Genomic DNA, 22,662 nt, shown 5'->3' on the forward strand with positions numbered 1-22,662 from the left:
CGGGAGAACGCAAATGAAGATTGTTATGTTAGGTGCGCCTGGTGCCGGTAAGGGTACACAGGCGATCAAGATTGCTGATAAGTATGATATTCCACACATTTCGACGGGTGATATCTTCCGTGCGAACATCAAGGGTGGTACAGAGCTCGGACAGAAGGCAAAGTCCTACATCGATAAGGGCGAGCTGGTTCCGGATGAGGTAACGATCGGAATGCTGCTGGATCGTATCGCACAGGATGACTGTAAGAACGGTTATGTTCTCGATGGTTTCCCACGTACGATTCCGCAGGCGGAAAGCCTGACAGAGGCACTGAAGAGCCAGGGCGATCGGATCGACTTCGCACTGAACATCGATGTTCCGGATGAAGCCATCATCAAGCGTATGTCCGGCAGACGTGCCTGCCCGAAGTGTGGTGCAACCTACCATATCGTATACGCAGCACCGAAGACAGAAAACATCTGTGATAAGTGCGGTACCGAGCTCATCATTCGTTCGGATGATAAGCCGGAGACCGTAAAGGATCGTCTCAATGTTTACCATCAGCAGACAGAGCCGCTCATCGCGTACTACAAGGCCGCCGGCGTGCTTCGTGAAGTTGATGGAACACAGGAGCTTCCGAAGGTATTTGAGGATGTCGTAGCGATCCTTTCCGAGAACTGATTCTTCGGAAGGTGAGTGACAGAACAGCCTCTGCTGTAAAACATTAAGCGTATTCAGAAAGAAGTACTCATGATTGAAATCAAATCAAAACGTGAAATCGAACTGATGCGTGAGGCAGGCAAGATTCTCTTCGAGATGCACAATCGTCTCGGAGAGAAGATCGCCCCTGGTATCAGCACGAAGGAACTGGATGAACTGGCCGAGGGCATCATGCGGAAGCTCGGTGGCTTCCCAAGCATGAAGGGTTTATATGACTTCCCGGGAACCTGTTGCATCTCTGTCAACGAAGAAGTCATCCATGGTATCCCTGATCGTCATGTGATTCTGAAGGATGGTGATATCGTCTCCATCGACACCTGCACCAGCTATCATGGCTATAATGCAGATGCGACCAGAACCTGGGCGGTGGGTGAGATTTCCGAGGATGCGAAGCGGGTGATCAGAGTCTGCCAGCAGAGCTTCTTCGAAGGTATGAAGCAGGCCGTCGCCGGTAATCATCTGAACGATATTACGTCGGCCATCGGTAATTATGTAGAGTCTCAGGGCTGTGGCATCCTGAGAGAATATTGCGGACATGGTATCGGAGCGGAGATCCATCAGGATCCGGAAATTCCGAACTATGATATGCATCGGAAAGGACCGAAGCTCTGCGCTGGTATGACACTGGCGGTGGAGCCGATGATCACATCAGGATCACCGATCTGCCATACACGGGATAACGGCTGGAATGTCGTTCCGGATGACGGCAGTCTTTCCTGCCACTATGAAAACACGATTCTCATCACCGACGGTGAGCCTGAGCTGCTGACGATGCCGGGTGAGGATAAGAGTTTATTAATCACATTAAATAAATAAGAAGGAGAACTGAATGTCTAAATCAGATGTAATCGAGATTACTGGCAAAGTAATTGAAAAACTTCCGAATGCCATGTTCCAGGTTGAGCTTGAGAATGGCCATCAGGTACTGGCACACATTTCCGGAAAGCTTCGTATGAATTACATTCGAATTCTTCCAGGTGACAAGGTGACCATCGAACTTTCACCGTACGACCTTTCCAAGGGACGTATCATCTGGAGAGACAAATAAAGCGGTCGATATTCTTACAATTCCTTTAAAAAGGGCTTTACAATAGTGGAGCGCTTTGTTAGAATGATACGGCAACTTTGTTCGAATTCGTTATTAGAAAGGGGAATTACTATGAAGGTAAGATCATCAGTAAAGCCTATCTGCGAGAAATGCAAAGTCATCAAGCGGAAAGGCTCTATCAGAATTATCTGCGAAAACCCTAAGCACAAGCAGAGACAAGGTTAATTTTTACAGGAGGAAACAAAAATGGCTCGTATTGCAGGTGTCGATTTACCGAGAGAGAAGCGTATCGAGATTGGTCTGACATACATTTATGGTATCGGTCAGTCCAGCGCTGATAAGATTCTCGCGGCAACAGGCGTTAACCCTGACACACGTGTTAAGGATCTCACTGACGATGAAGTCAAGGAGCTTGCGAACTACATCGCTGAGCACCAGGTAGTAGAAGGTGACCTCAGAAGATCAACAGCTCTGGACATCAAGAGACTTCAGGAGATCGGCTGCTACCGTGGCATCCGTCACAGAAGAGGCCTTCCGGTTAGAGGTCAGAAGACCAAGACCAATGCCAGAACACGTAAGGGACCGCGTAAGACTGTTGCTAACAAGAAGAAGTAATCTATTAGAGAGTATTCTTCTTTAAGGTAAGAGAAAGTCCAGATCAGAAATGATCACACTGATGTAGAATCAGAAGTAACTATTGTGATCTTCATGTTTTAAATACAGGAAGACAGAAAAAGGAAAGTAGGTTAGTTTTAATATGGCGTCAGGTAAGAGAATTACAAAGAAGCGCGTAAAGAAAAACGTTGAACGCGGACAGGCACATATTCAGGCATCTTTCAACAACACTATCATTACACTGACAGATGCTGAAGGAAACGCTCTTTCATGGGCAAGTGCTGGTGGTCTTGGTTTCAAGGGTTCAAGAAAATCTACTCCATATGCAGCTCAGATGGCTGCTGAAACTGCTGTTAAGGCAGCTTTAGTACACGGCTTAAAGTATGTGGATGTAAGTGTTAAGGGACCAGGATCAGGACGTGAGGCAGCTATTCGTGCACTCCAGGCCAACGGTCTCGAGGTTACTTCCATCAAGGATGTAACACCGGTTCCACACAACGGATGCCGTCCACCAAAGCGCAGAAGAGTATAATCCTGATTTTTCTGGATTATCTTGAGTTGATTCACCACAGACATAGGCCGCAGTATGTATAAAATAGCGGCAGATCTGTCCGACGAAGCCCACGGGTGTAAAGGACGTATCACGTAAATTACTTGATATTATAAGGAGAAAGAATTATGGCAGTTGACAAAACTCCCGTACTTAAAAGATGCAGGTCACTCGGACTTGACCCTGTATTCTTAGGAATTGATAAGAAGTCAAACAGACAGCTCAGAAACCAGCGTCGTAAGATGTCTGAGTACGGTCTTCAGCTTCGTGAGAAGCAGAAGGCGAAGTTCATCTATGGCGTACTTGAGAAGCCTTTCCGTAACTACTATGCAAAGGCTAACCAGATGAAGGGCCAGACCGGTACCAACCTCATGGTTCTTCTTGAGTCTCGTCTGGATAATGTGATCTTCCGTATGGGCCTTGCTCGTACTCGTCGTGAGGCACGTCAGATCGTTGATCACAGACTCATCACTGTAAATGGAAAGGTTGTTAACATTCCTTCCTACCTTGTATCCGCTGGCGATGTAGTTGCTGTCAAGGAGTCCAAGAAGTCTCTTCAGAGATTTAAGGATATCCTCGAGGTTACCAACGGTCGTATGGTTCCGGCATGGATCGATTGCGACCAGGAGAACCTCAAGGCGACTGTAAAGCAGCTTCCTTCCAGAGAGGAAATCGACGTTCCAGTAAACGAGATGCTTATCGTCGAGTTGTATTCAAAATAATTAGCCTGCAATAAAGGAGGCATTGCATGTTCGATTTTGAGAAACCAAACATTGAGATTGTTGAGATTTCAGATGATAAGAAGTACGGCAGATTCGTATGCGAGCCGCTGGAAAGAGGCTACGGTACTACGCTGGGCAATGCGCTGAAGCGCATCATGCTCTCTGCTCTGACCGGTGCTGCAGTTTCTCAGGTCAAGATTACCGGTGCCGATCGGGATGGCGATGCGATCCCGGGTGTAAAGGAGTCTCTGACTGAGGTCATCATGAACCTTAAGAGTCTCGAGATTCAGAACACTTCAGCCTCCGATGACGCAATGGTTGTATATCTTTCGCATATGGGTGAGGGCGTCGTTACGGCGTCCGACATCCAGCTGGCAGAAGGTCTGGAGATCCTGAATCCGGAGCAGAAGATTGCAACTCTTGACGCTCAGGATGCGAAGCTCGAGATGGAAATCACCATCACATCGGGCAGAGGCTATGTCGGTGCAGACCGTTCCAGAATCGCAGAACTTCCGGAAGGAGTTTTCGACGTGGATGCGATCTACACACCAGTAGAGCGTGTAAATATGGCCATCAGCAACACACGTGTCGGTAACAAGATCGATTACGATAAGCTGACACTGGATGTATTTACCAGCGGTAAGATGAGCCCGGATGATGCTGTTTCTGAAGCAGCGAAAATTCTTTCCGAGCATCTGACCCTCTTCATTGATCTGTCTCAGAATACGCAGACGACCGAAGTCATGGTTGAGAAACCAGTCGACGGTAAGGAGCGTATCCTCGAGATGAACATCGATGAGCTGGAGCTTTCCGTTCGCTCATATAACTGTCTCAAGAGAGCCGGGATCAACACCGTACAGCAGCTCTGTGCGAAGACACCGGATGATATGATGAAGGTTCGTAACCTGGGTCGTAAGTCACTTGAGGAAGTTCTTGCAAAACTGAAGGAGTTAAATCTCAGCCTTTCCACTCAGGAGGAGTGATCCATCCGGGATGGTCTGATTCGTCTGCAGGGAGCTGCAGAAGCTGAGATACATAAAAACCGGTAAGACCGAAGTGCACGGTGGGGGAAATAGATTATGTCAAATTATAGAAAGTTAGGTAGAGAGTCCAGCCAGAGACAGGCCATGCTTCGCGCACTGACCACTTCTCTGATCGCAAACGGCAAGATCGTTACAACCGAGGCTCGTGCGAAGGAAGTTCGTAAGCAGGCTGAGAAGCTGATCGCACTTGCAGTTCGTGAGAAGGACAACTACGAAGAGGTTACCGTTAAGGCTAAGGTTGCTCGTAAGGACGCCGATGGCAAGCGTGTAAAGGAAGTAGTTGATGGTAAGAAGGTTACCGTTTATGACGAGATCGAGAAGACCATCAAGAAGGATAAGCCATCCAGACTTCATGCACGTCGTCAGATGCTTGCATACCTTTACCCGGTAACGGAGGTTCCTGCAGCTAAGGCTGGTCAGAAGAAGAACACCAAGAGTGTTGATCTCGCTGCCAAGCTTTTCGACGAGTATGGTGCGAAGTATGCTACCCGTAACGGTGGTTACACTCGTATCGTAAAGATCGGTCTCCGTAAGGGTGACGCTGCTATGGAGGTTCTTCTTGAGCTCGTTTAATGCTTAAGAGAACATCAGGCGATTTTTTAAAGACGAAATCATCTTCGGATGGTTTCGTCTTTTTTGTACATATCCATGAGAGGGCCATCCGCAGCGTGGTGCGTCAGAATTTCGTAAACTATTTGAGATTGATTGTTGATCCTGGTCTAGTATACTTAGATTAGAGAATACTAGGGAGGTTCGTATGAAAAGACAGATGAAGAAGAGCGCGAAACGATCCTTGTGGCAGTGCCTGCTGCTTATCGTCCTGCTTCTGATGATGAGTGTGACCGTCTGGGCGGCCGATCGAAATGCACGTATCAGTACGGTGAAGATTACGGTTTCAGACTATCTGAAGGATCTGAGCCTCGAGGGAGGAGATCATGAGCTTCCATCCCTGTCCGAGAGTGATTTCGCTGTCCCGGATACCGACCAGTATGTCATCGACAGTGCAGAGTGGTATGACACGAACGGCAGCCTTACGGTGGGCACGCAGCCGAAGGTTCTCCTCTACCTTTCAGCCCAGGAGAAGGAACACGCCAATGGCTACAGTACGTTTTACTACTTCAACGGCTCGTATAACAGCTCAAACGTCCGTATCAGCGGCGGTACCTTCGTATCGGCTCAGACCATCGGAAATTATGGGCTGCGCGTCGTTCTTTCACTGAAGGGGATCAAGGGCACTTACGGCGAGCCGGTTAGCCCGCGATGGAGTACGGCCCTCGGCATGGCGACCTGGGGTCAGCCGACGATGAGCTCCGGCTACTATAAGGTGACGCTTTTCCGGGATGGAAGCCGCGTTACGACGATCACGACCGACCAGACGAACCTGAACCTGTATCCGTATATGACACGGGCTGGCGGGTATTACTTCGAGGTCAGCAGCATACCGTATGGAACGAGCCAGAGTGGTGGACAGGCGTCCCTCGGCATTCAGTCCGACAGCCTGATCGTCACGGAGAGTCAGATCTCTTCAGGCTCCGGTCAGTATCCGAATGGCACGTATATCCTGAATCAGAACCAGAATCAGACGATCACCAACCTCTACGGTTCCGGCAGCACGAACACGGTGATCAGTACGAACGGTACAAGCACCGGCGTCGATCTGTATAACTCCGGTACCTCCTATACGGTGTATAATGCAAACACCGGGCACACGAGCACCCTCCCGGGAGTCAACCTTGGCACCGGTAATGGAACCACGACCGGGACGCAAACGCTCGGTACGGGAAACAACACGACCTATACGGTGTACGGCGATACGACGAACGACAGCATACAGTCACAGGGCGCACTCAGCGGCAGCTGGTATAAGAGCGGCGGAAGCTGGTACTTCCGTACCGTGACCGGTCAGAACATGGCGAACACCTGGCTCCTCTGGCAGGATCACTACTATCGCTTCGATGCGAGCGGTCGTATGCTGACCGGCTTCTACACGGATACCAACGGCGCCACCTATTACCTCAGGGATTCCGGGGCGATGAAGGTTTCCTGGGCCGTGATCAACGGCGCATGGTACTACTTCAATCCGGCTGAAGGCCCATATTACGGTATGATGTTTAAAAACCAGATCGCCATCGTCGGATCGAAGACCTACTACTTCGACCACGACGGACGCATGCGTACTGGCTGGGTGATCATGAAGGACAGCAGCGGCCAGGACCAGTACTACTACTTCTACCCAAAGACCTCGGAAAACGACAGCAATTACGGCCACATGGCGAAAAGCACCACCGTCCTCGGCGGGTACACCATCGCCGCCGACGGCCACTGGGTGCACTGAAGATCGAATTAAAAATCATACCCGTTCAGGTAGGGGCCCCTGCCCAAACTGCTACCTGAAAATGTATGAAAGAGCGGACCACAGGGGTCCGCTCTTGTGTTTTTCAGCCGTTTCTAATATACTAATTGGGCTATAAACCACAAAGCTGATATGAGGTTAACAAATTGAAAATCATAGATGCATTACATCTGGCGTATGACTACATCCGCACAGATGAGAACGATAAAGTCGTAGAGAGGACCCGGGCCCTGGATAACATCAACCTGTCCATCGAGGCCGGGAGCTTCGTGTGTGTGCTCGGCCACAACGGTTCCGGCAAGTCGACCCTGGCAAAGCTCATCAACGGTCTCAACCTGCCGAGTGAGGGAACCATGCTCGTCAGTGGCCGCGATACGAAGGATGAAAAGGAAATCTGGAATATCCGAAAGGAAACCGGCATGGTTTTCCAGAATCCGGATAACCAGATCATCGCCTCCGTCGTCGAGGAGGATGTCGGCTTCGGCCCGGAGAACATCGGCGTACCGACCGACGAGATCTGGACACGTGTGAATCGTGCGCTTGAAGCCGTCGATATGGTGCCGTACCGTATGAAGTCCCCGAACCGTCTCAGTGGCGGGCAGAAGCAGCGTGTCGCGATCGCCGGTACGATGGCGATGCTTCCGAAAACCATCGTTCTCGATGAGCCGACGGCGATGCTCGATCCGAGCGGTCGGAAAGAAGTGATCGAGACCATCCGGGAGCTGAATCAGAAGATGGGTGTGACGATCATCCTCATCACCCACTATATGGAGGAAACCGTCGATGCGGATCGAATCATCGTCATGGACGGCGGTAAGGTCGTTATGGACGGCGCACCACGTGAAGTGTTCTGCCATGTCGAGGAGCTGAAGGCCATCCACATGGATGTACCGGAGGTGACGGAGCTTGCGTGGAAGCTGCAGAAGGCCGGGATGCCGGTACCGGATGCCGTCCTCACCCGCGAGGAGCTCGTGGCCTGTCTCCAGTGCTGTCTTCCGAAGCAGGTGGATTTCGAGCCGAATTTCGTGAAGAAGAAGCCGGCTCATATGGACATCACCGATCCGGTCATCCGCGTACAGCATTTAAGCCATGTCTATCAGAAGGGTACGGCCATGGAGAGCTATGCCCTGAAGGATGTCTCCTTCGAGATCCAGCGGGGCTCCATCGTCGGATTTATCGGCCACACAGGCTCCGGCAAGTCAACATTGACCCAGCATCTGAACGGCCTTCTGAAAGCGACGGAGGGCACGATCGAAGTGAAGTTCCGGGACGAGACCGACTTCCGGAAGCCGCGGAAGGACCAGAGCGCGAAGACCCGGAAGGCGGCACAGGCAGCGGATGCAGCCGCGCTCGTCAGCCCGGACGGCTTCCTGAACATCTATGCACCGGAGTTCAACATGAAGGAGCTTCGCTTCAAGGTGGGCCTCGTGTTCCAGTACCCGGAGTATCAGCTCTTCGAGGTCGACGTCATCACGGATGTCATGTTCGGCCCGAAGAACCAGGGGGTGCCGGAGGCAGAAGCACGGAAGCGTGCAGAGGAAGCGCTGCGTATGGTCGGCCTCGGCGAGGCGTTCTGGCAGAAGTCGCCGTTTGAGCTCTCTGGCGGACAGAAGCGGCGTGTTGCGATCGCCGGCGTACTGGCGATGCGCCCAGAGGTTCTGATCCTCGATGAGCCGACCGCCGGCCTCGACCCGGCCGGAAGAGACGACCTCTTCCATCAGATCCAGCTCCTGCATAAGCAGAGCGGCATGACGATCGTCCTCGTATCACACTCGATGGACGACGTGGCACGCTACACGGAGCAGGTTATCGTGCTGGATCACGGTGAGCTGCGCATGAGCGGCACTCCGGAGGAGATCTTCAAGCGCTACCTCGAGCTCGAGGAGATGGGACTCGGCGCACCGCAGATGACCTACCTCATCCATGAGCTGAAGGATGTCGGCATCCGCTTCAAGGACCGCCCGGACACCGTAGATGAGATGTGTGATGCCATCGTGGACCTCTGGAAGCGCTATACGACATCCCTCGCCGGGAAACAGCCGGTGAAAACAGCACAGGAGAGCAGGACAGCAGCCGACGACTCGCTGGCACAGGATGGTCAGATCAAGCCAGCCGCAGCGACTCCGCAGGAAAGTAGAGAACAGGCAGGAAAGGAGGACGGCGTATGCTGAGAGAAGTAACCTTAGGACAGTACTATCCGGTCGACTCCGTGATCCATCGTCTGGACCCGCGGGTGAAGCTGCTCGGCACCGTGCTTTTCCTGATCTCCCTCTTCATCGTGAAGAGCTGGATCATGTATGGCGTCGCTGCGCTCGCCCTCGCGATTCTCATCAAAATCAGTAACGTGCCGTTCCGCTTCATGACGCGGGGGCTTAAGAGCATCGTGATTCTGCTCCTGATCTCCGTGAGCTTCAACCTCTTCCTGACTCCAGGCGAGGTGCTCGTGCAGTTCTGGATTCTGAAGATCACCCGTGAGGGTCTCCACATCGCACTCATGATGGGTGCACGTCTCATCCTTCTCGTGCTCGGCTCCTCGCTCATGACACTGACGACCACGCCGAACCAGCTCACCGACGGTTTGGAGAAGGGACTCGGTGTCCTGAAAAAGGTCGGCGTACCGGTTCACGAAATCTCGATGATGATGTCGATCGCACTCCGTTTTATCCCGATCCTCATCGAGGAAACGGATAAGATTATGAAGGCACAGCAGGCCCGCGGCGCCGACTTCGAGAGCGGGAATCTGCTCCAGCGCGCAAAGGCGATGGTGCCGATCCTGGTACCGCTCTTCATCAGTGCCTTCCGCCGCGCGAACGACCTCGCGATGGCGATGGAGGCCCGCTGCTACCACGGCGGCGAGGGTCGTACGAAGATGAAGCCGCTTCGCTATGCTGCGCGCGACCGCATCGCCTACGCCCTCATGCTCCTCTACCTCGGCCTGTCTGTGGTTTCCCGCTTCGTGGCGCTGCCGTTCTGACACGGACACCCATGACTTTGGTCGCCGTATCGCCTTTCCTGGGCCAATGCAGGCGACCTTCACTTTTATGGCGCTGCGGAGGAAGCAGCGTGCACAGGAAAGATCAGATGAGAAGAATCAGGCTCACAATCGCATATGATGGCACGAACTACCGGGGCTGGCAGATCCAGCAGCCTACAGCAGCCCACCCGGAGGGCAGTTTCCCGACGATCCAGGGCGAGCTCCAGCGTGCGCTCGGACAGCTCCTGCCGAAGGAGGCCGTCTACGGCGCAGCACCGGAAAAAAGTCTGGATCCGCTGACGTCACCAGACCATGTAGACGAAGCCACAGCTCCGGGCATCCTCCCGGTCGTGGGCGCAAGCCGCACCGACAGCGGCGTCCATGCGCTCGGGAACGTCGCCTGCTTCGACACCGAAAGCACGATCCCGGCGGCGAACTTTCCGAAGGCCATCAACCGCTACCTGCCCCCGGACATCCGTGTGATGCAGGCGGACGAGGTCAGCATGGACTTCCACCCGCGCTTCGTGCCACACGAAAAGTGCTACGAATACCGCATCGATCATGGCCGCGTCGCGAACCCGCTGACGCGCCTTTATGCGTACAACTACACCTACCCGCTCGACCTCGAGCGTATGCGGGCAGCCGCCCGTGAGCTCGTCGGCGTCCATGACTTCACGAGCTTCGTGAACCCGGACAGCCAGGTCTTCGAGCACGGCGGCGACGCCGTCCGCGAAATCTACAGCATCGATATCCTGAAGGAGGGGACACAGCTCGTCATCCGCATCCGCGGCGACGGCTTCCTCTACCACATGATCCGCATCATCGTCGGCACGCTCCTCGTCATCGGAAACGGACGACGCGCGCCAGAGGATATCCGGACCATGCTGGCGGCGAAGGACAGAACCACCGCGGGACCGACCGTGCCCGCGCACGGACTGTGCCTCTGCGCACTTCACTACGACGAAGCTGCCACCGCAGATGATGCGCGTGACGATGGGGATATAAAGACATTGGCCACACAAGATAGGGTTTCTGAAAATGAATGATACCCAGTCTGTGAAAGCAAGATGGAACGCGCCGAATATCGGCCAAGATGCAGAGACCATTTGATATAAACGTATCTGCAGAAAAAAGGAGAAACAGTATGACTTCAGAGAGACTTCCGATTAAGGCATTTATCTTCGATATGGACGGTACACTCTTCGATACCGAGCGCCTGTACCGCACAATGTGGTTCAAGCTCGCACCGATCCGTGGCTTCCACATCGACGACGAGATGCTCGATCAGATGCGCGGTGCCTCCCTCGAGTACGGATCACAGGTCTTCGAGGCCGCGAATCCGGGCTTCAGCTACGCCACAGAGCGCGCGATTCGCATGGAAGAGGTGTTCCGCTACGTCGACCGCGAAGGTGTGCCGAAGATGAAGGGCCTCGACGAGACCCTCGCCTGGCTGAAGGCGCACGGCTATAAGATCGCCATCGGCTCCTCCACACGCACCCCACAGGTCATGCACTACCTCCGCGAAGCGAAGATGGAGGATACCTTCGACTTCGTCGGCTGCGGTGACCTCACCACCCACGGAAAGCCGGAGCCGGACCTCTTCCTCATCTGCGCAGAGCGCCTCGGTGTAGACCCGCGCGCCTGCGTCGTCGTGGAAGACTCTGTAAACGGCGTGAAGGCTGGCTACGCCGCCGGTGGCTATGTGCTCGGCATCCCGGACATGAACGACCTCTCCGGCCTCGTGGACCTCTGTGACGCTCAGATCGACAGTCTCGACCGTATCATCCCGTGGATGGAGTCCCTCCCGAAGGAGATCTCTGGACTGAAATGAACGGTTACAAAGGTCGGCCCCGGAGCGCTGCCACCAGAAGCACAGTACTCCGGGGCCGGCCTGTGGGTTCGGCCTGCCAACGGAATTTCACGAAAATCCATTGACAGGCCGGACGATTCCGCATATACTATTAAAGCTGTCGCCTGAAGGGGCATATCATGTCCGGAATGCGACGGGGAACTAATTAAGCAAGGGCTCAGAAACTGAGACCCAGGCTACATTAAATACTGAAATCAGTCTCAGAGTGGACCACTTGCAGAGCGCGAGCATTCAAACCCAAATGCGGTGACCGTTTTACAGAAGTTCTGTTTTGGACAGAGACCAGAGTAAGTAGCCTTATCACAGGAGGTTGTTATGAATTCATACGTAGCTACAGCTTCTACAATCGACAGAAAGTGGTATGTAGTAGATGCAGAGGGCAAGACGCTCGGACGTCTTGCATCAGAGGTTGCTAAGGTTCTTCGTGGAAAGAACAAGCCAACCTACACACCGTTCCTTGACTGCGGCGATTATGTAATCATCGTAAACGCAGACAAGATCGCTGTAACCGGCAAGAAGCTGGATCAGAAGGTTTATCGCACACACTCTAAGTATGTAGGTTCCATGAAGGAGACCACACTTCGTGAGCTTCGCGATAACAAGCCTGAGAAGGTAATCGAGTATGCTGTTAAGGGTATGCTTCCTCACGGACCATTAGGCAGACAGATGTATAAGAAGCTTTTCGTATACGCTGGCGCAGATCACAAGCACCAGGCACAGAAGCCTGTTGAGCTTACATTCTAAGGGAGGATATTACAATGGCTACAAACAGAAATTACGGTACAGGTAGAAGAAAGTCTTCCGTTGCCAGAGTATACATCATGCCGGGCACTGGTAAGATCACAATCAACAAGAGAAGCCTCGACGAGTATTTCGGCCTTGATACCCTCAAGACCATCGTTAATCAGCCGATCGTTCTGACTCAGAACGAGGGCAAGCTTGACATCCTCGTAAATGTTTGCGGTGGTGGTATCGCTGGCCAGGCTGGTGCAATCCGTCACGGTATTGCAAGAGCTCTCTGCGAGATGGATGCTGAGTACAGACCAGCACTCAAGAAGGCAGGATTCCTCACCAGAGATCCGAGAATGAAGGAGAGAAAGAAGTACGGTCTCAAAGCCGCTCGTCGCGCACCTCAGTTCAGCAAGCGATAATTACATCTCCACAGTGCATTCAGGTGCATCAGACCCGGAAAGCTTCGGCTTTCCGGGTTTTTCTATTGTATTTCTTTTAGAATTTGCTTATCTGCCGAGATAAGATTATGATGATTGAGATATAATTCACAATCAGTCTGCTTCCGCGTCATCGCCCCGTTCGCTACAACGGTATGCGGTGTCGCGTGGGGCAGAGACCAGAATTTCATTCATGCTGATCAGGAGGACGATGATGAAAAAAATGAAATATTGGAATAGGATGCTCGCCGCTGTACTCGCGGCATCGATGCTCGCCGGCTGTGGCGCATCCACCACCCCGCAGGCGACGACCTCAGCTGTAACCGAGGCCAATGCAGACGACCAGAAGACGAGTGCTGCTGCCGAGGAGACGACGGCTGCAGAAACAGAGAAGGCGACGGAAACCGCAGCAGAAACAACCGCTGCCGCAGAAAAGACCGAAGAGACCAGTGCGGCAGAAGTGCTGACCATCGGCGAAGCTTCGGACGAGGTGCTGCGTGTCGGCTCCCTGAAGGGCCCGACCACCATGGGCCTCGTAAATCTCATGAGTGAGGTCGAGAGCGGTGCGAAGAGCGGCTACAGCTTCGAGATGCAGAGCCAGCCGGACGTCATCATGAGTGAGCTCGTTTCCGGCAAGCTCGACATCGCCCTGCTCCCGGCGAACGTAGCCGCGGTCGCATATAACAAGACGAACCACGGCGTCAGCGCCATCGACATCAACACCCTCGGCGTGCTCTACTGCGTGACCGGCGATGAGAACATCAAGTCCGTGAAGGACCTCGCCGGCAAGACCGTACTTTCCACCGGCCAGGGCGCATCCCCGGAGTACGTACTGAACTATCTCCTCGAGAAGAACGGTGTCACCGACTGTGACGTGCAGTTTAAGTCCGAGGCCACCGAGATCGCCGCGCTCCTGAAGCAGGATCCAGCCCAGATCGCGATCCTCCCACAGCCGTTCGTAACCGTGGCCACCGCGCAGAACGACCAGCTGAAGGTCGCCTTCTCTCTCACCGACGAGTGGAAGAGCGTATCCCCGGATTCGAAGCTCCTCACCGGCGTCACCGTCGTTCGTAACGAAGTACTCGAAAACCGTGCCGCAGAAGTCGACCAGTTCATCGCCGATCACCAGGCATCCACAGAAAAGGCAGCCACCGACGTCGACGCCACCGCAGAGCTCGTCGCGAAGTACGGCATCATCGCGAAGGCACAGGTAGCGAAGAAGGCACTCCCGAACTGCAACATCGTCGCCATCGCCGGTGACGAGCTGAAGACCGACCTCGCAGGCTACCTTCAGGTACTCTTCGACGCAAACCCGAAGTCCGTCGGCGGCACCATGCCAGACGACGACTTCTATTACATCCAGAAGTGATGAAAGCTCAAAATAGGGCCCCGGAAACCGGGGCCCTATTTATTTTGCAATAACTTAAAAGACATACTCAGAATGTCTGATATGCCAAATCCGAAAGACTGACGCTCGATTTCTACTTGCTATTCTACAAATCATGACGCATACTTATTTCATCAGAGCAAGTGATTTCTTTAAGTTATAAAGATCGCTCTGAACATGTTTCGGGATTCATGAAACAGGGGATTTGAAACAAAAAGACACGTGCAGAAAAAGAAGGGGGCTTATGTTTTCTGTATTCTACAGCAGTTAAAGACACAGAAACTGCGAACTTTTCCAGAACAGGAGGACTTCATCATGAGTGAGAAGAAAAAAAGCAGCGGCGCGCTCTTAGGAGCAGCATTTCTGATGGCCACATCCGCGATCGGACCTGGCTTCTTGACACAGACCGCCACATTTACCGGCCAGTACAAGGCGAGCTTCGGCTTCGTCATCCTGGTATCGATCATTCTCTCAGCGGTCGCACAGCTTAACATCTGGCGCGTACTCTGTACGACCGGTCTTCGCGGACAGGATGTCGCGAACAAGGTTCTCCCTGGACTCGGTTACTTCGTATCCTTCATGGTCGTGCTCGGCGGCCTCGTCTTTAACATCGGCAATGTCGGCGGCGGTTCGCTGGGCCTGAACACCCTGCTCGGTATTCCGACCACCATCGGATATGTCATCGCGGCAGCCATCGCCATCGTCGTTTTCCTCTTCAAGAACGCGAAATCCGCGATGGACACCCTGACGAAGGTTCTCGGCGCCATCATGATCGTGGTCATCTTTATCGTGATCATCGTGGTCAAGCCACCGGTAGGTGATGCACTGAAGAACACCGTCGCGCCGTCCACCGGTATTCAGCCACTCTTCCCGGCAATCCTGACCCTCATGGGTGGCACCGTCGGCGGCTACATCACCTTCTCCGGTGCGCACCGTCTGATCGATGCCGGCATCACTGGTAAGGACAATGCAGCCGAAATCAACAGAAGCTCGGTCATGGGTATCAGCATCGCCACCATCGTACGTATCTTCCTCTTCCTCGCCGTGCTCGGTGTTGTCAGCAGGGCAGGTGTAGAGCTCGATGCGTCGAACCCGGCAGCAGACGCGTTCAAGCAGGGTGCAGGTGAGATCGGATACCGCTTCGCAGGTCTCGTACTTCTGTGTGCAGCCGTAACCTCCATCATCGGTGCCGCGTACACTTCTGTATCCTTCTTAAAGACCTTCCACCCGGCGATCGCAAAGAACGAGAATGCCGTCATCATCGGATTCATCGTCGTTTCGACAGCCGTGATGATCGTCCTCGGAAATCCGGCGACCCTCCTCGTACTCGCAGGTGCATTCAACGGCCTCATCCTTCCGATTACCCTCGGCATCTGCCTCATCGCTTCCCAGAAGAAGTCGATCATGGGTGCGGATTATCATCATCCGACCGTCCTGCTGGTACTCGGCGTCCTCGTCGTGATCTTATCGGCCTATATGGGCATCCCGACCTTCGTTACAAAGATCGGCGGATTATTCTAAAAGACCTGCAGCGGCGAGGGTGATCTGAGCCGGAACCGATGCAGCACAGGGAATTGGTACAGCGTTTCACTGTACCAATTTTCTGCACATATATAGAACGGTCTACGCAACACATTTCGGACACATGGATGTGGTAGACCCGTATGCATGACATGATATCGTCTTCAGGTTTACGTACCGCGTCTTACCTGGAGAAAGGAGATTTACAGTATGGAAGATATTCGTATCTTAACCGCCGGGGACAGCTCGCTGCTGATCGAGTTCGGTCACGAGATCAACCCGGAGATCAATCGAAAGATCAAATCGATGGTGGAGCTCATGAAGGAGCAGCACATCGAAGGTGTGCTGGATGTCATCCCGGCCTTCTGCTCTCTGCTCATCAACTATGATCCGCGTGTCACCTCCTATGCGGAGATCACACGGCGGATCAAGAAGCTCCTGAAGGTGGAAACCAGTGCAGGCAGCGAGAAAAAGAAGGTGTATGAGATTCCGGTCTGCTATGGCGGTAAGTATGGTCCGGACCTTGCATTCATCGCGGAGCATGCCGGCATGAGCGAAGAGGAGGTCATCGCTCTCCACAGCTCGAAGGATTACCTGATCTACATGCTCGGCTTCCTGCCGGGCTTCTGCTACCTCGGTGGTCTCGATGAGTGCCTGCACACACCGAGACTCGCGACTCCGAGAATTAAAATCGACGCCGGCAGTGTAGGCATTGGCGGCTCCCAGACCGGCATCTATCCGATGGACTCGCCGGGAGGCTGGCAGCTGATGGGTATGACACCGGTGAAAACCTACGATCCGGAGCGTGAAACGCCGATCCTGTTCGAGGCGGGCGACTATATCCGCTTCGTGCCGGTGGATGAGGATGAGTACCTGCGAATCAAGGAGCAGGTGGCACGCGGTGAATACGAGTGCACGATTCGCGAAGGTGAGGTGTAGTATGGGGATTCGTATATTAAAAGCGGGACTGCTCACGACCGTGCAGGATATGGGGCGCACCGGATACCAGAGCCAGGGCTTCGGCGTTTCCGGCGTCATGGATGTTCGCTCCTTTAAGATCGCAAACCTTCTGCTGGATAACCCGGAGAACGAGGCGGTGCTGGAGTTCACCCTGATCGGACCGACGCTGGAGTTTACGTCCGCCTGCATCATCGCCATCACCGGCGGTGATTTTCATCCGGAGGTGAACGGGGAGCCGGCGCCGATGTACACGGCACTCTATATGAAAAAGGGCGATATTCTGAAGCTCGGAAGTGCGCGCACCGGAAGCCGCGGCTACATCGCCTTTTCCGGCTATCTCAAGATTCCGGTCGTGATGGGCAGCCGCTGCACGAGCTTAAAGAGTAAGATCGGTGGCTTCAAGGGAAGAAAGCTGATGGAGGGCGACTATATCAGCTTCCGTATCAAGCGGAATTACCTCCCGTTCTTCCTCTCGAGAAAGCTCGAGCTTCACGAGTATGACGAGGAGAGCGTGACGCTCCGCGTGGTGATGGGCCCACAGGATGACATGTTCAGTAAGCAGGGCATCCATAATTTCCTGAACGAGGAGTATACCGTCACCAGTGATTTCGACCGTATGGGCTGTCGACTCGAGGGCCCGTTTATCGCACCGAAGACCACCTCGGATATCATTTCAGAGGGGATCGCGCTCGGCTCCATCCAGGTGCCGTCGCATGGTAAGCCGATCATCCTGCTCGCTGATCGACAGACCACCGGTGGCTATGCGAAGATCGCGACGGTCATCAGTGTCGACATTCCGAAGCTGGTACAGCGGAAGACCGATCAGAAGATCCGCTTCGAGGCGGTGTCCGTCGAGGAAGCACAGCGACTGTATCAGGAAGAGGAAAACAGCTACATCGCGATGCACGCGCTGATCCATAAGCCATGTAAGGAAGTACTGGTTGTGCGGCAGGTAGCGAAGCGCATCCGCCGTCTGTTCCCGGATGAAGACTGATCGGGACCGGAGTAAACGATACGAACTTCTGTATGCGGGGCACGTGCAGACCGAAGCGGGAAGCCGACCGGTGTGCAGACAGTGCGTCAGAAGTGGTTATAGATTGATGATAAGGAGATGTTCATATGGATTTAGAGAAGATTGAAGGACTGGTAAAGATCGTTGAGAATTCCTCCCTGACAGAGTTTTCCATCCGAGATGGGGAGACGGAGATCACGATGAGTAAGCTCACCCATCCACCGGTGATCGCCGCTGGCGTTCCGGCTGCACCGCTGGCCGCAGCACCGGCACAGCCGGTCGCTGCAGAAGAGAAGGCGGAGGCCGCGGACGAGTTCGAGCTGATCCTCGCACCAATCGTCGGCACCTTCTACTCCGCTGCGGCACCGGATGTACCGGCCTATGTCAAGGTCGGCGATCATGTGAAGGCCGGTCAGACGGTATGTATCCTCGAGGCGATGAAGCTCATGAATGAGATTCAGGCGGACTATGACTGCGAGATCGAGGCCGTGCTCGTCAGCAATGAGCAGAAGGTCGAGTATGGTCAGCCGTTGTTCCGCGTAAAGAAACTATAAGAACAGGAGGCGCGGCCGATGTTTGAAAAAATACTAATTGCCAATCGAGGCGAGATCGCGGTCCGCATCATCCGGGCCTGCCGGAACATGGGCATCCAGAGTGTCGCGGTCTACTCGAAGGAGGACCAGAACAGTCTGCACACGCAGCTCGCGGATCAGCGGATCTGCATCGGAGAGGGTCCGGCGAAAAACAACTACCTGAATATGGACCAGCTCATCACGGCAGCCATCAACACCGGTGCCGATGCGATCCACCCGGGCTATGGCTTCCTGTCGGAGAACAGTGAGTTCGTACGCCGCTGTAAGGAAAACGGCATCGCCTTTATCGGACCGGATGCGGACGTCATCGACCGCATGGGCAACAAGTCCCATGCCCGGAAGACGATGATGGATGCCGGTGTGCCGGTCGTTCCGGGCACCCGCGAGCCGGTCTACGATGCCGAGACCGGAAAGAAGCTCGCCCGTGAGATCGGGTATCCGGTGATCATCAAGGCCTCCTCCGGGGGCGGCGGCAAGGGCATGCGCGTCGCGACATCTGAGGATGAATTCGAGTTTGAGTTCGGCCTCGCGCAGCGCGAGTCTGCAAACGCCTTCGGGGATGACACCATGTACATCGAACGCTATATCGAGAAGCCTCGCCACGTCGAGATCCAGATCATGGCGGATGACTTCGGTCATGTCGTCGCCCTCGGCGACCGTGACTGCTCCGTCCAGCGAAATCACCAGAAGCTGATCGAGGAGTCGCCATCCCCGGCCATCAACGACGAAACCCGTGCCGAGATGAACCGCTGTGCGATCCTCGCAGCGAAGACTGTACAGTATACCAATGCAGGCACCATCGAGTTCATCGTGGACCCGCAGGGGCACTTCTACTTTATGGAGATGAACACGCGAATCCAGGTCGAGCATGGCGTGACGGAGATGGTGACCGGCACCGATCTCATCATCGAACAGATCCGTGTCGCGGCGGGCGAACCGCTGAGCTTCACGGAGGAGGATGTGAAGCCGCGTGGACATGCCATCGAGTGCAGAATCAACGCGGAAATCCCGGCAAAGAACTTCATGCCGAGCCCGGGGGTGGTGAAGCACCTGCATCTGCCGGCCGGCAACGGCGTCCGCGTCGATACCGGACTCTATACCGGCTACCGGATCCCGTCCGAGTATGATTCGATGATCGCGAAGGTGATCGTCCATGCTCCGACGAGAGAAGCCGCCCTCATGAAGATGCGCTCCGCCCTCAACGAGATGCTCGTGGTCGGTGTCGAGACGAACCTCGACTTCCAGTACCAGATCATCAAGCATCCGGTTTTCGCCGAAGGAAAGGCGGATACCGGCTTCATCGAGGACATCATGCATCTTACGTGATGCAGACTTCGAAGTGCAGGACATCTGTACAGGGCAGGACCGGGGCAGCATGCAGCCTCGGTCAGCATGGCGCGAGGGGTGGCACCTCACGCGAATGATGGATAACAGGAGGAAGAAACGATGTATCGTGTAGATTTAAACAGCGACCTCGGCGAGAGCTTCGGCCGCTATACCCTGGGCTCGGATGATCAGATCATCCCGCTGATCACCTCGGCCAACGTGGCATGTGGATTTCATGCATCTGATCCGGTCGTGATGAAAAAGACCATCGAGATGGCACGGGAGGCCGGCATCCATGTCGGCGCACATCCGGGCTATCCGGACCTCATGGGCTTCGGTCGCCGCAACATGACGATCAGCCCGGCGGAAGCGAAGGCCTATACGCTGTACCAGATCGGCGCGCTGGATGCATTCTGCAAGGCTGCCGGTCTGGAGATGCAGCATGTGAAGCCGCATGGCGCGTTCTACAACATGGCCGCGAAGGACTACAAGCTCGCACACGGCATCTGCGAAGCCATCGCAGAGTACAATCCGAAGCTGATCCTCATGGCCCTCTCCGGCAGTGAGATGATCCGCGCCGCCGAAGACTGCGGCCTCCGTGCCGCTTCGGAGGTCTTCGCCGACCGCGCGTACGAGGAGGATGGTACCCTCGTGAACCGCGCGAAGGAAGGTGCGATGATCACCGACGAAGACGAGGCCATCGCCCGCGTCGTCCGCATGATCAAGGAGAAGAAGGTTACCGCCATCACCGGCAAGGACATCCCGCTGAAGGCAGACTCCATCTGCGTACATGGTGACGGCGCAAAGGCCCTCGCCTTCGTCGCAAAGATCCGCGAGACCCTCACGAAGGAAGGCATCGAGATCTGTCCGCTTGCGCAGATGCTGTAAGTGCGATCGCGTCCCAAACGCCGTCGGCATCATGATCTGTCTGCTTGCACAGATGCTGTAAATATATGATAGAATAGAGGAGTCGGCAGGGCGTGTATGCCCTGGCCGGCTTCTTGACGTCTACTGAACGTAGTTACTGTTCAAACGTAATTAAGTCAAGGCGTGGCTACTGCCTGCCGAACCACAAGTGAACAGTAACGAAATGTACGCGCCCTCGTCGGCGCTGGGAATATTATGAAAACATCAAGGAAACTTCTAATCATCGCCTTCTGGCTTCTGCTCTGGCAGGCGCTGGCGTTTCTTATTCACAACTCGATTTTGATGGTGGGGCCCGTCGAGACGCTCCGTTCGCTTGGGGCAATGCTCCAGACCACGATGTTCTGGCAGTCCCTCGCCTTCAGCTTCGTCCGCATCATCGCGGGCTTCCTGATCGGCTCTGCGCTCGGCATCCTCCTCGCGTGGGAAAGCTACCGCCGCCCCTTCCTCGAGGAACTCCTCGCGCCCTTCATCCTCGCGCTGAAGGCCGTGCCGGTGGCGAGCTTCGTCATCATCCTGCTGATCTGGGCGGGCAACCGCATGCTCTCCCTCTATATCAGCGCCCTCGTCGTCCTCCCGCTCCTGTATTTAAACACCCTGAGCGGTCTGAAGGCGACGGACCCGAAGCTCCTCGAGATGGCGACGGTCTTTCACATGCCGACCACGCGCCGCCTCTGCTTCATCTACCTCCCGGCGCTCTTCCCGTACCTCTACAGCGCCTTCCAGACCGCGCTCGGCATGGCCTGGAAGAGCGGCGTCGCCGCCGAAGTGATCGGCCAGCCCCTCGGCTCGATGGGCAACGGCCTCTACAACGCGAAGATCTACCTCGAAACCGGCGAACTCCTCAGCTGGACGATCGCCATCATCCTAACCTCGTACCTCTTCGAGCACCTCTTCCTCGCCGGATTCCGCGCACTGTTCCACCAGAAATAACATGAATCTGATGCCCCGTTTGAAATCAACCTTATAACAGTAAATTGTTCAGCCAGGGAACCCGGAGGGCCGGCAACAATCAAAGGAGTAACCATGCTGCTTACATGCAACCATCTCACCAAATCCTACGACGGCCAGCGGGTCCTCGACGACCTCAGCTTCCGCATCGACAGCCAGGCCGACAACCGCGACCTCCTGCTGCTCGGCCCGTCCGGCGTCGGGAAGACGACCCTGCTCCGCATCCTCGCGGGGCTCGAGACCCCGGATAGCGGCACGATCGACATCACGATGGGCGAGGCCGCAACCGCCGGCGCACATCTCCGGATCGGCATGATCTTCCAGGAGGACCGTCTCCTGGATTCGCTCGATGCCGTAGCCAATGTCTCCGCCGTTTCGCCGATGATTTCCCGTGCACGAGCGGCAGCAGAACTCGCGAAGCTCCTCCCGGAAGACGCCCTCACGAAGCCAGTCCGCGAACTCTCCGGCGGCATGCGCCGCCGCGTCGCCCTCGTCCGCGCCCTCCTCCCCGCCTCCGACCTCCTCCTCATGGACGAACCCTTCACCGGCCTCGACGACCAGACCCGCCAGCAGGTCATCCACTACATCTTCGAAACCAAAGCCCACCGCCCCCTCATCCTCGCCACCCACGAAACCGACGGCCTCCCACCCATGCGGACACTGCATCTGAAATCCAGATAAATCTGCTGAGGTTCAGCCAGCACCCCGGAGGGCAGCCAACAGAATGCCATACGTAGAGACCGTGTGAAATCAAGCCAGGTCCCCTTAGTGGCACTTGGTACATATTTTCCTTAGCACCCTCTGCAACGCTGAGTTTTCATAAAGAAAACTCAGTGATTGCAGAGGGCCTAGTGCCACTTAGGGTCCCTGGCTTAGATTGAACCGGTCTCGGAGTACTGTGCTTCTGTTGGCTGCCCTCCGGGGTACTGGGCCGGCGCAGCTCT

The 22,662-nt window shown here is 54.8% G+C and carries 25 protein-coding genes; all 25 read left to right on the plus strand.

Going from position 1 to position 22,662, the window contains the following annotated elements; translation table 11 throughout:
• The first annotated feature begins 13 nt into the window (after positions 1-13).
• The 25 genes from ACTQ52_RS08335 (at position 14) to ACTQ52_RS08455 (ending at position 22,399) form a co-directional block, all read left to right on the plus strand.
• A complete protein-coding gene (locus ACTQ52_RS08335) occupies positions 14-661 on the plus strand; it encodes an adenylate kinase (protein ID WP_441982328.1) in 648 nt (215 codons plus the stop codon).
• 69 nt (positions 662-730) lie between these two features.
• A complete protein-coding gene (gene map / locus ACTQ52_RS08340; RefSeq protein WP_441982329.1) occupies positions 731-1,516 on the plus strand; it encodes a type I methionyl aminopeptidase in 786 nt (261 codons plus the stop codon).
• Between the two features lie 13 nt (positions 1,517-1,529).
• Positions 1,530-1,748 carry a translation initiation factor IF-1 gene (infA, locus tag ACTQ52_RS08345; protein ID WP_007157657.1) on the plus strand — a complete coding sequence of 73 codons (219 nt, stop codon included), beginning with the start codon at positions 1,530-1,532 and terminating at the stop codon, positions 1,746-1,748.
• Positions 1,749-1,859: 111 nt separating this feature from the next.
• Positions 1,860-1,973 carry a 50S ribosomal protein L36 gene (gene rpmJ, locus ACTQ52_RS08350; RefSeq protein ID WP_003022746.1) on the plus strand — a complete coding sequence of 38 codons (114 nt, stop codon included), beginning with the start codon at positions 1,860-1,862 and terminating at the stop codon, positions 1,971-1,973.
• Between the two features lie 21 nt (positions 1,974-1,994).
• Positions 1,995-2,363 carry a 30S ribosomal protein S13 gene (gene rpsM / locus ACTQ52_RS08355; protein WP_410042655.1) on the plus strand — a complete coding sequence of 123 codons (369 nt, stop codon included), beginning with the start codon at positions 1,995-1,997 and terminating at the stop codon, positions 2,361-2,363.
• Positions 2,364-2,505: 142 nt separating this feature from the next.
• On the plus strand, positions 2,506-2,895 hold the full coding sequence (rpsK, locus tag ACTQ52_RS08360) for a 30S ribosomal protein S11 (protein ID WP_441982330.1): 390 nt from the start codon (positions 2,506-2,508) through the stop codon (positions 2,893-2,895).
• 146 nt (positions 2,896-3,041) lie between these two features.
• Entirely contained in the window at positions 3,042-3,635 is a 594-nt protein-coding gene (rpsD, locus tag ACTQ52_RS08365) for a 30S ribosomal protein S4 (protein WP_410042654.1), read from the plus strand.
• Between the two features lie 26 nt (positions 3,636-3,661).
• The gene (locus ACTQ52_RS08370) at positions 3,662-4,618 is read left to right on the plus strand and encodes a DNA-directed RNA polymerase subunit alpha (RefSeq protein WP_410042653.1); all 957 of its coding nucleotides are present in this window, start codon (positions 3,662-3,664) and stop codon (positions 4,616-4,618) included.
• Between the two features lie 96 nt (positions 4,619-4,714).
• A complete protein-coding gene (locus ACTQ52_RS08375; RefSeq protein ID WP_410042652.1) occupies positions 4,715-5,251 on the plus strand; it encodes a bL17 family ribosomal protein in 537 nt (178 codons plus the stop codon).
• 184 nt (positions 5,252-5,435) lie between these two features.
• The gene (locus tag ACTQ52_RS08380; protein ID WP_441982331.1) at positions 5,436-7,013 is read left to right on the plus strand and encodes a hypothetical protein; all 1,578 of its coding nucleotides are present in this window, start codon (positions 5,436-5,438) and stop codon (positions 7,011-7,013) included.
• Between the two features lie 164 nt (positions 7,014-7,177).
• Positions 7,178-9,202, plus strand: coding sequence for an energy-coupling factor transporter ATPase (locus ACTQ52_RS08385; RefSeq protein WP_441982332.1), 2,025 nt, complete (start codon positions 7,178-7,180; stop codon positions 9,200-9,202).
• Entirely contained in the window at positions 9,196-10,005 is an 810-nt protein-coding gene (locus ACTQ52_RS08390) for an energy-coupling factor transporter transmembrane component T family protein (RefSeq protein ID WP_410042649.1), read from the plus strand. The genes ACTQ52_RS08385 and ACTQ52_RS08390 overlap by 7 nt, the downstream gene beginning before the upstream one ends.
• Positions 10,006-10,112: 107 nt before the next feature.
• Positions 10,113-11,051, plus strand: a complete 939-nt coding sequence (gene truA, locus ACTQ52_RS08395; protein WP_441982333.1) for a tRNA pseudouridine(38-40) synthase TruA — start codon at positions 10,113-10,115, stop codon at positions 11,049-11,051.
• 98 nt (positions 11,052-11,149) lie between these two features.
• Positions 11,150-11,836: an HAD family hydrolase gene (locus ACTQ52_RS08400; RefSeq protein WP_441982334.1), complete on the plus strand. Its 687-nt coding sequence runs from the start codon at positions 11,150-11,152 to the stop codon at positions 11,834-11,836.
• A gap of 354 nt (positions 11,837-12,190) precedes the next feature.
• Complete coding sequence (gene rplM, locus ACTQ52_RS08405; RefSeq protein ID WP_410042646.1) at positions 12,191-12,619, plus strand: 50S ribosomal protein L13; 429 nt, start codon at positions 12,191-12,193, stop codon at positions 12,617-12,619.
• A gap of 14 nt (positions 12,620-12,633) precedes the next feature.
• The gene (gene rpsI, locus ACTQ52_RS08410; RefSeq protein ID WP_410042645.1) at positions 12,634-13,026 is read left to right on the plus strand and encodes a 30S ribosomal protein S9; all 393 of its coding nucleotides are present in this window, start codon (positions 12,634-12,636) and stop codon (positions 13,024-13,026) included.
• A gap of 229 nt (positions 13,027-13,255) precedes the next feature.
• Positions 13,256-14,413 (plus strand): ABC transporter substrate-binding protein, encoded by a 1,158-nt coding sequence (locus ACTQ52_RS08415; protein ID WP_441982335.1) that lies wholly within the window; start codon positions 13,256-13,258, stop codon positions 14,411-14,413.
• Between the two features lie 333 nt (positions 14,414-14,746).
• The gene (locus ACTQ52_RS08420; protein ID WP_410042643.1) at positions 14,747-15,952 is read left to right on the plus strand and encodes an NRAMP family divalent metal transporter; all 1,206 of its coding nucleotides are present in this window, start codon (positions 14,747-14,749) and stop codon (positions 15,950-15,952) included.
• 210 nt (positions 15,953-16,162) lie between these two features.
• Positions 16,163-16,891 (plus strand): 5-oxoprolinase subunit PxpB, encoded by a 729-nt coding sequence (gene pxpB, locus ACTQ52_RS08425; protein WP_441982336.1) that lies wholly within the window; start codon positions 16,163-16,165, stop codon positions 16,889-16,891.
• A gap of 1 nt (position 16,892) precedes the next feature.
• Positions 16,893-17,906, plus strand: coding sequence for a biotin-dependent carboxyltransferase family protein (locus tag ACTQ52_RS08430; RefSeq protein ID WP_410042641.1), 1,014 nt, complete (start codon positions 16,893-16,895; stop codon positions 17,904-17,906).
• A 125-nt stretch (positions 17,907-18,031) separates the two neighbouring features.
• Positions 18,032-18,478, plus strand: coding sequence for an acetyl-CoA carboxylase biotin carboxyl carrier protein (accB, locus tag ACTQ52_RS08435; RefSeq protein ID WP_441982337.1), 447 nt, complete (start codon positions 18,032-18,034; stop codon positions 18,476-18,478).
• An 18-nt stretch (positions 18,479-18,496) separates the two neighbouring features.
• On the plus strand, positions 18,497-19,843 hold the full coding sequence (gene accC, locus ACTQ52_RS08440) for an acetyl-CoA carboxylase biotin carboxylase subunit (protein WP_441227041.1): 1,347 nt from the start codon (positions 18,497-18,499) through the stop codon (positions 19,841-19,843).
• Positions 19,844-19,963: 120 nt separating this feature from the next.
• A complete protein-coding gene (locus tag ACTQ52_RS08445) occupies positions 19,964-20,731 on the plus strand; it encodes a LamB/YcsF family protein (protein WP_441982338.1) in 768 nt (255 codons plus the stop codon).
• Between the two features lie 234 nt (positions 20,732-20,965).
• Positions 20,966-21,700 (plus strand): ABC transporter permease, encoded by a 735-nt coding sequence (locus tag ACTQ52_RS08450; RefSeq protein ID WP_410042637.1) that lies wholly within the window; start codon positions 20,966-20,968, stop codon positions 21,698-21,700.
• Positions 21,701-21,793: 93 nt separating this feature from the next.
• The gene (locus tag ACTQ52_RS08455; RefSeq protein WP_441982339.1) at positions 21,794-22,399 is read left to right on the plus strand and encodes an ATP-binding cassette domain-containing protein; all 606 of its coding nucleotides are present in this window, start codon (positions 21,794-21,796) and stop codon (positions 22,397-22,399) included.
• Positions 22,400-22,662 lie beyond the last annotated feature (263 nt).

Origin of the sequence: Oribacterium sp. Sow4_G1_1 (genome assembly GCF_052116105.1) — a bacterium.
Classification (GTDB): Bacteria; Bacillota; Clostridia; order Lachnospirales; family Lachnospiraceae; genus Oribacterium.

Coding starts and splice junctions, on each gene's coding strand:
- ACTQ52_RS08335 (WP_441982328.1), top strand. CDS start 14: ATGAAGATTGTTATGTTAGGTGCGCCTGGTGCCGGTAAGGGTACACAG.
- map (WP_441982329.1), top strand. CDS start 731: ATGATTGAAATCAAATCAAAACGTGAAATCGAACTGATGCGTGAGGCA.
- infA (WP_007157657.1), top strand. CDS start 1,530: ATGTCTAAATCAGATGTAATCGAGATTACTGGCAAAGTAATTGAAAAA.
- rpmJ (WP_003022746.1), top strand. CDS start 1,860: ATGAAGGTAAGATCATCAGTAAAGCCTATCTGCGAGAAATGCAAAGTC.
- rpsM (WP_410042655.1), top strand. CDS start 1,995: ATGGCTCGTATTGCAGGTGTCGATTTACCGAGAGAGAAGCGTATCGAG.
- rpsK (WP_441982330.1), top strand. CDS start 2,506: ATGGCGTCAGGTAAGAGAATTACAAAGAAGCGCGTAAAGAAAAACGTT.
- rpsD (WP_410042654.1), top strand. CDS start 3,042: ATGGCAGTTGACAAAACTCCCGTACTTAAAAGATGCAGGTCACTCGGA.
- ACTQ52_RS08370 (WP_410042653.1), top strand. CDS start 3,662: ATGTTCGATTTTGAGAAACCAAACATTGAGATTGTTGAGATTTCAGAT.
- ACTQ52_RS08375 (WP_410042652.1), top strand. CDS start 4,715: ATGTCAAATTATAGAAAGTTAGGTAGAGAGTCCAGCCAGAGACAGGCC.
- ACTQ52_RS08380 (WP_441982331.1), top strand. CDS start 5,436: ATGAAAAGACAGATGAAGAAGAGCGCGAAACGATCCTTGTGGCAGTGC.
- ACTQ52_RS08390 (WP_410042649.1), top strand. CDS start 9,196: ATGCTGAGAGAAGTAACCTTAGGACAGTACTATCCGGTCGACTCCGTG.
- truA (WP_441982333.1), top strand. CDS start 10,113: ATGAGAAGAATCAGGCTCACAATCGCATATGATGGCACGAACTACCGG.
- ACTQ52_RS08400 (WP_441982334.1), top strand. CDS start 11,150: ATGACTTCAGAGAGACTTCCGATTAAGGCATTTATCTTCGATATGGAC.
- rplM (WP_410042646.1), top strand. CDS start 12,191: ATGAATTCATACGTAGCTACAGCTTCTACAATCGACAGAAAGTGGTAT.
- rpsI (WP_410042645.1), top strand. CDS start 12,634: ATGGCTACAAACAGAAATTACGGTACAGGTAGAAGAAAGTCTTCCGTT.
- ACTQ52_RS08415 (WP_441982335.1), top strand. CDS start 13,256: ATGATGAAAAAAATGAAATATTGGAATAGGATGCTCGCCGCTGTACTC.
- ACTQ52_RS08420 (WP_410042643.1), top strand. CDS start 14,747: ATGAGTGAGAAGAAAAAAAGCAGCGGCGCGCTCTTAGGAGCAGCATTT.
- pxpB (WP_441982336.1), top strand. CDS start 16,163: ATGGAAGATATTCGTATCTTAACCGCCGGGGACAGCTCGCTGCTGATC.
- ACTQ52_RS08430 (WP_410042641.1), top strand. CDS start 16,893: ATGGGGATTCGTATATTAAAAGCGGGACTGCTCACGACCGTGCAGGAT.
- accB (WP_441982337.1), top strand. CDS start 18,032: ATGGATTTAGAGAAGATTGAAGGACTGGTAAAGATCGTTGAGAATTCC.
- accC (WP_441227041.1), top strand. CDS start 18,497: ATGTTTGAAAAAATACTAATTGCCAATCGAGGCGAGATCGCGGTCCGC.
- ACTQ52_RS08445 (WP_441982338.1), top strand. CDS start 19,964: ATGTATCGTGTAGATTTAAACAGCGACCTCGGCGAGAGCTTCGGCCGC.
- ACTQ52_RS08450 (WP_410042637.1), top strand. CDS start 20,966: ATGAAAACATCAAGGAAACTTCTAATCATCGCCTTCTGGCTTCTGCTC.
- ACTQ52_RS08455 (WP_441982339.1), top strand. CDS start 21,794: ATGCTGCTTACATGCAACCATCTCACCAAATCCTACGACGGCCAGCGG.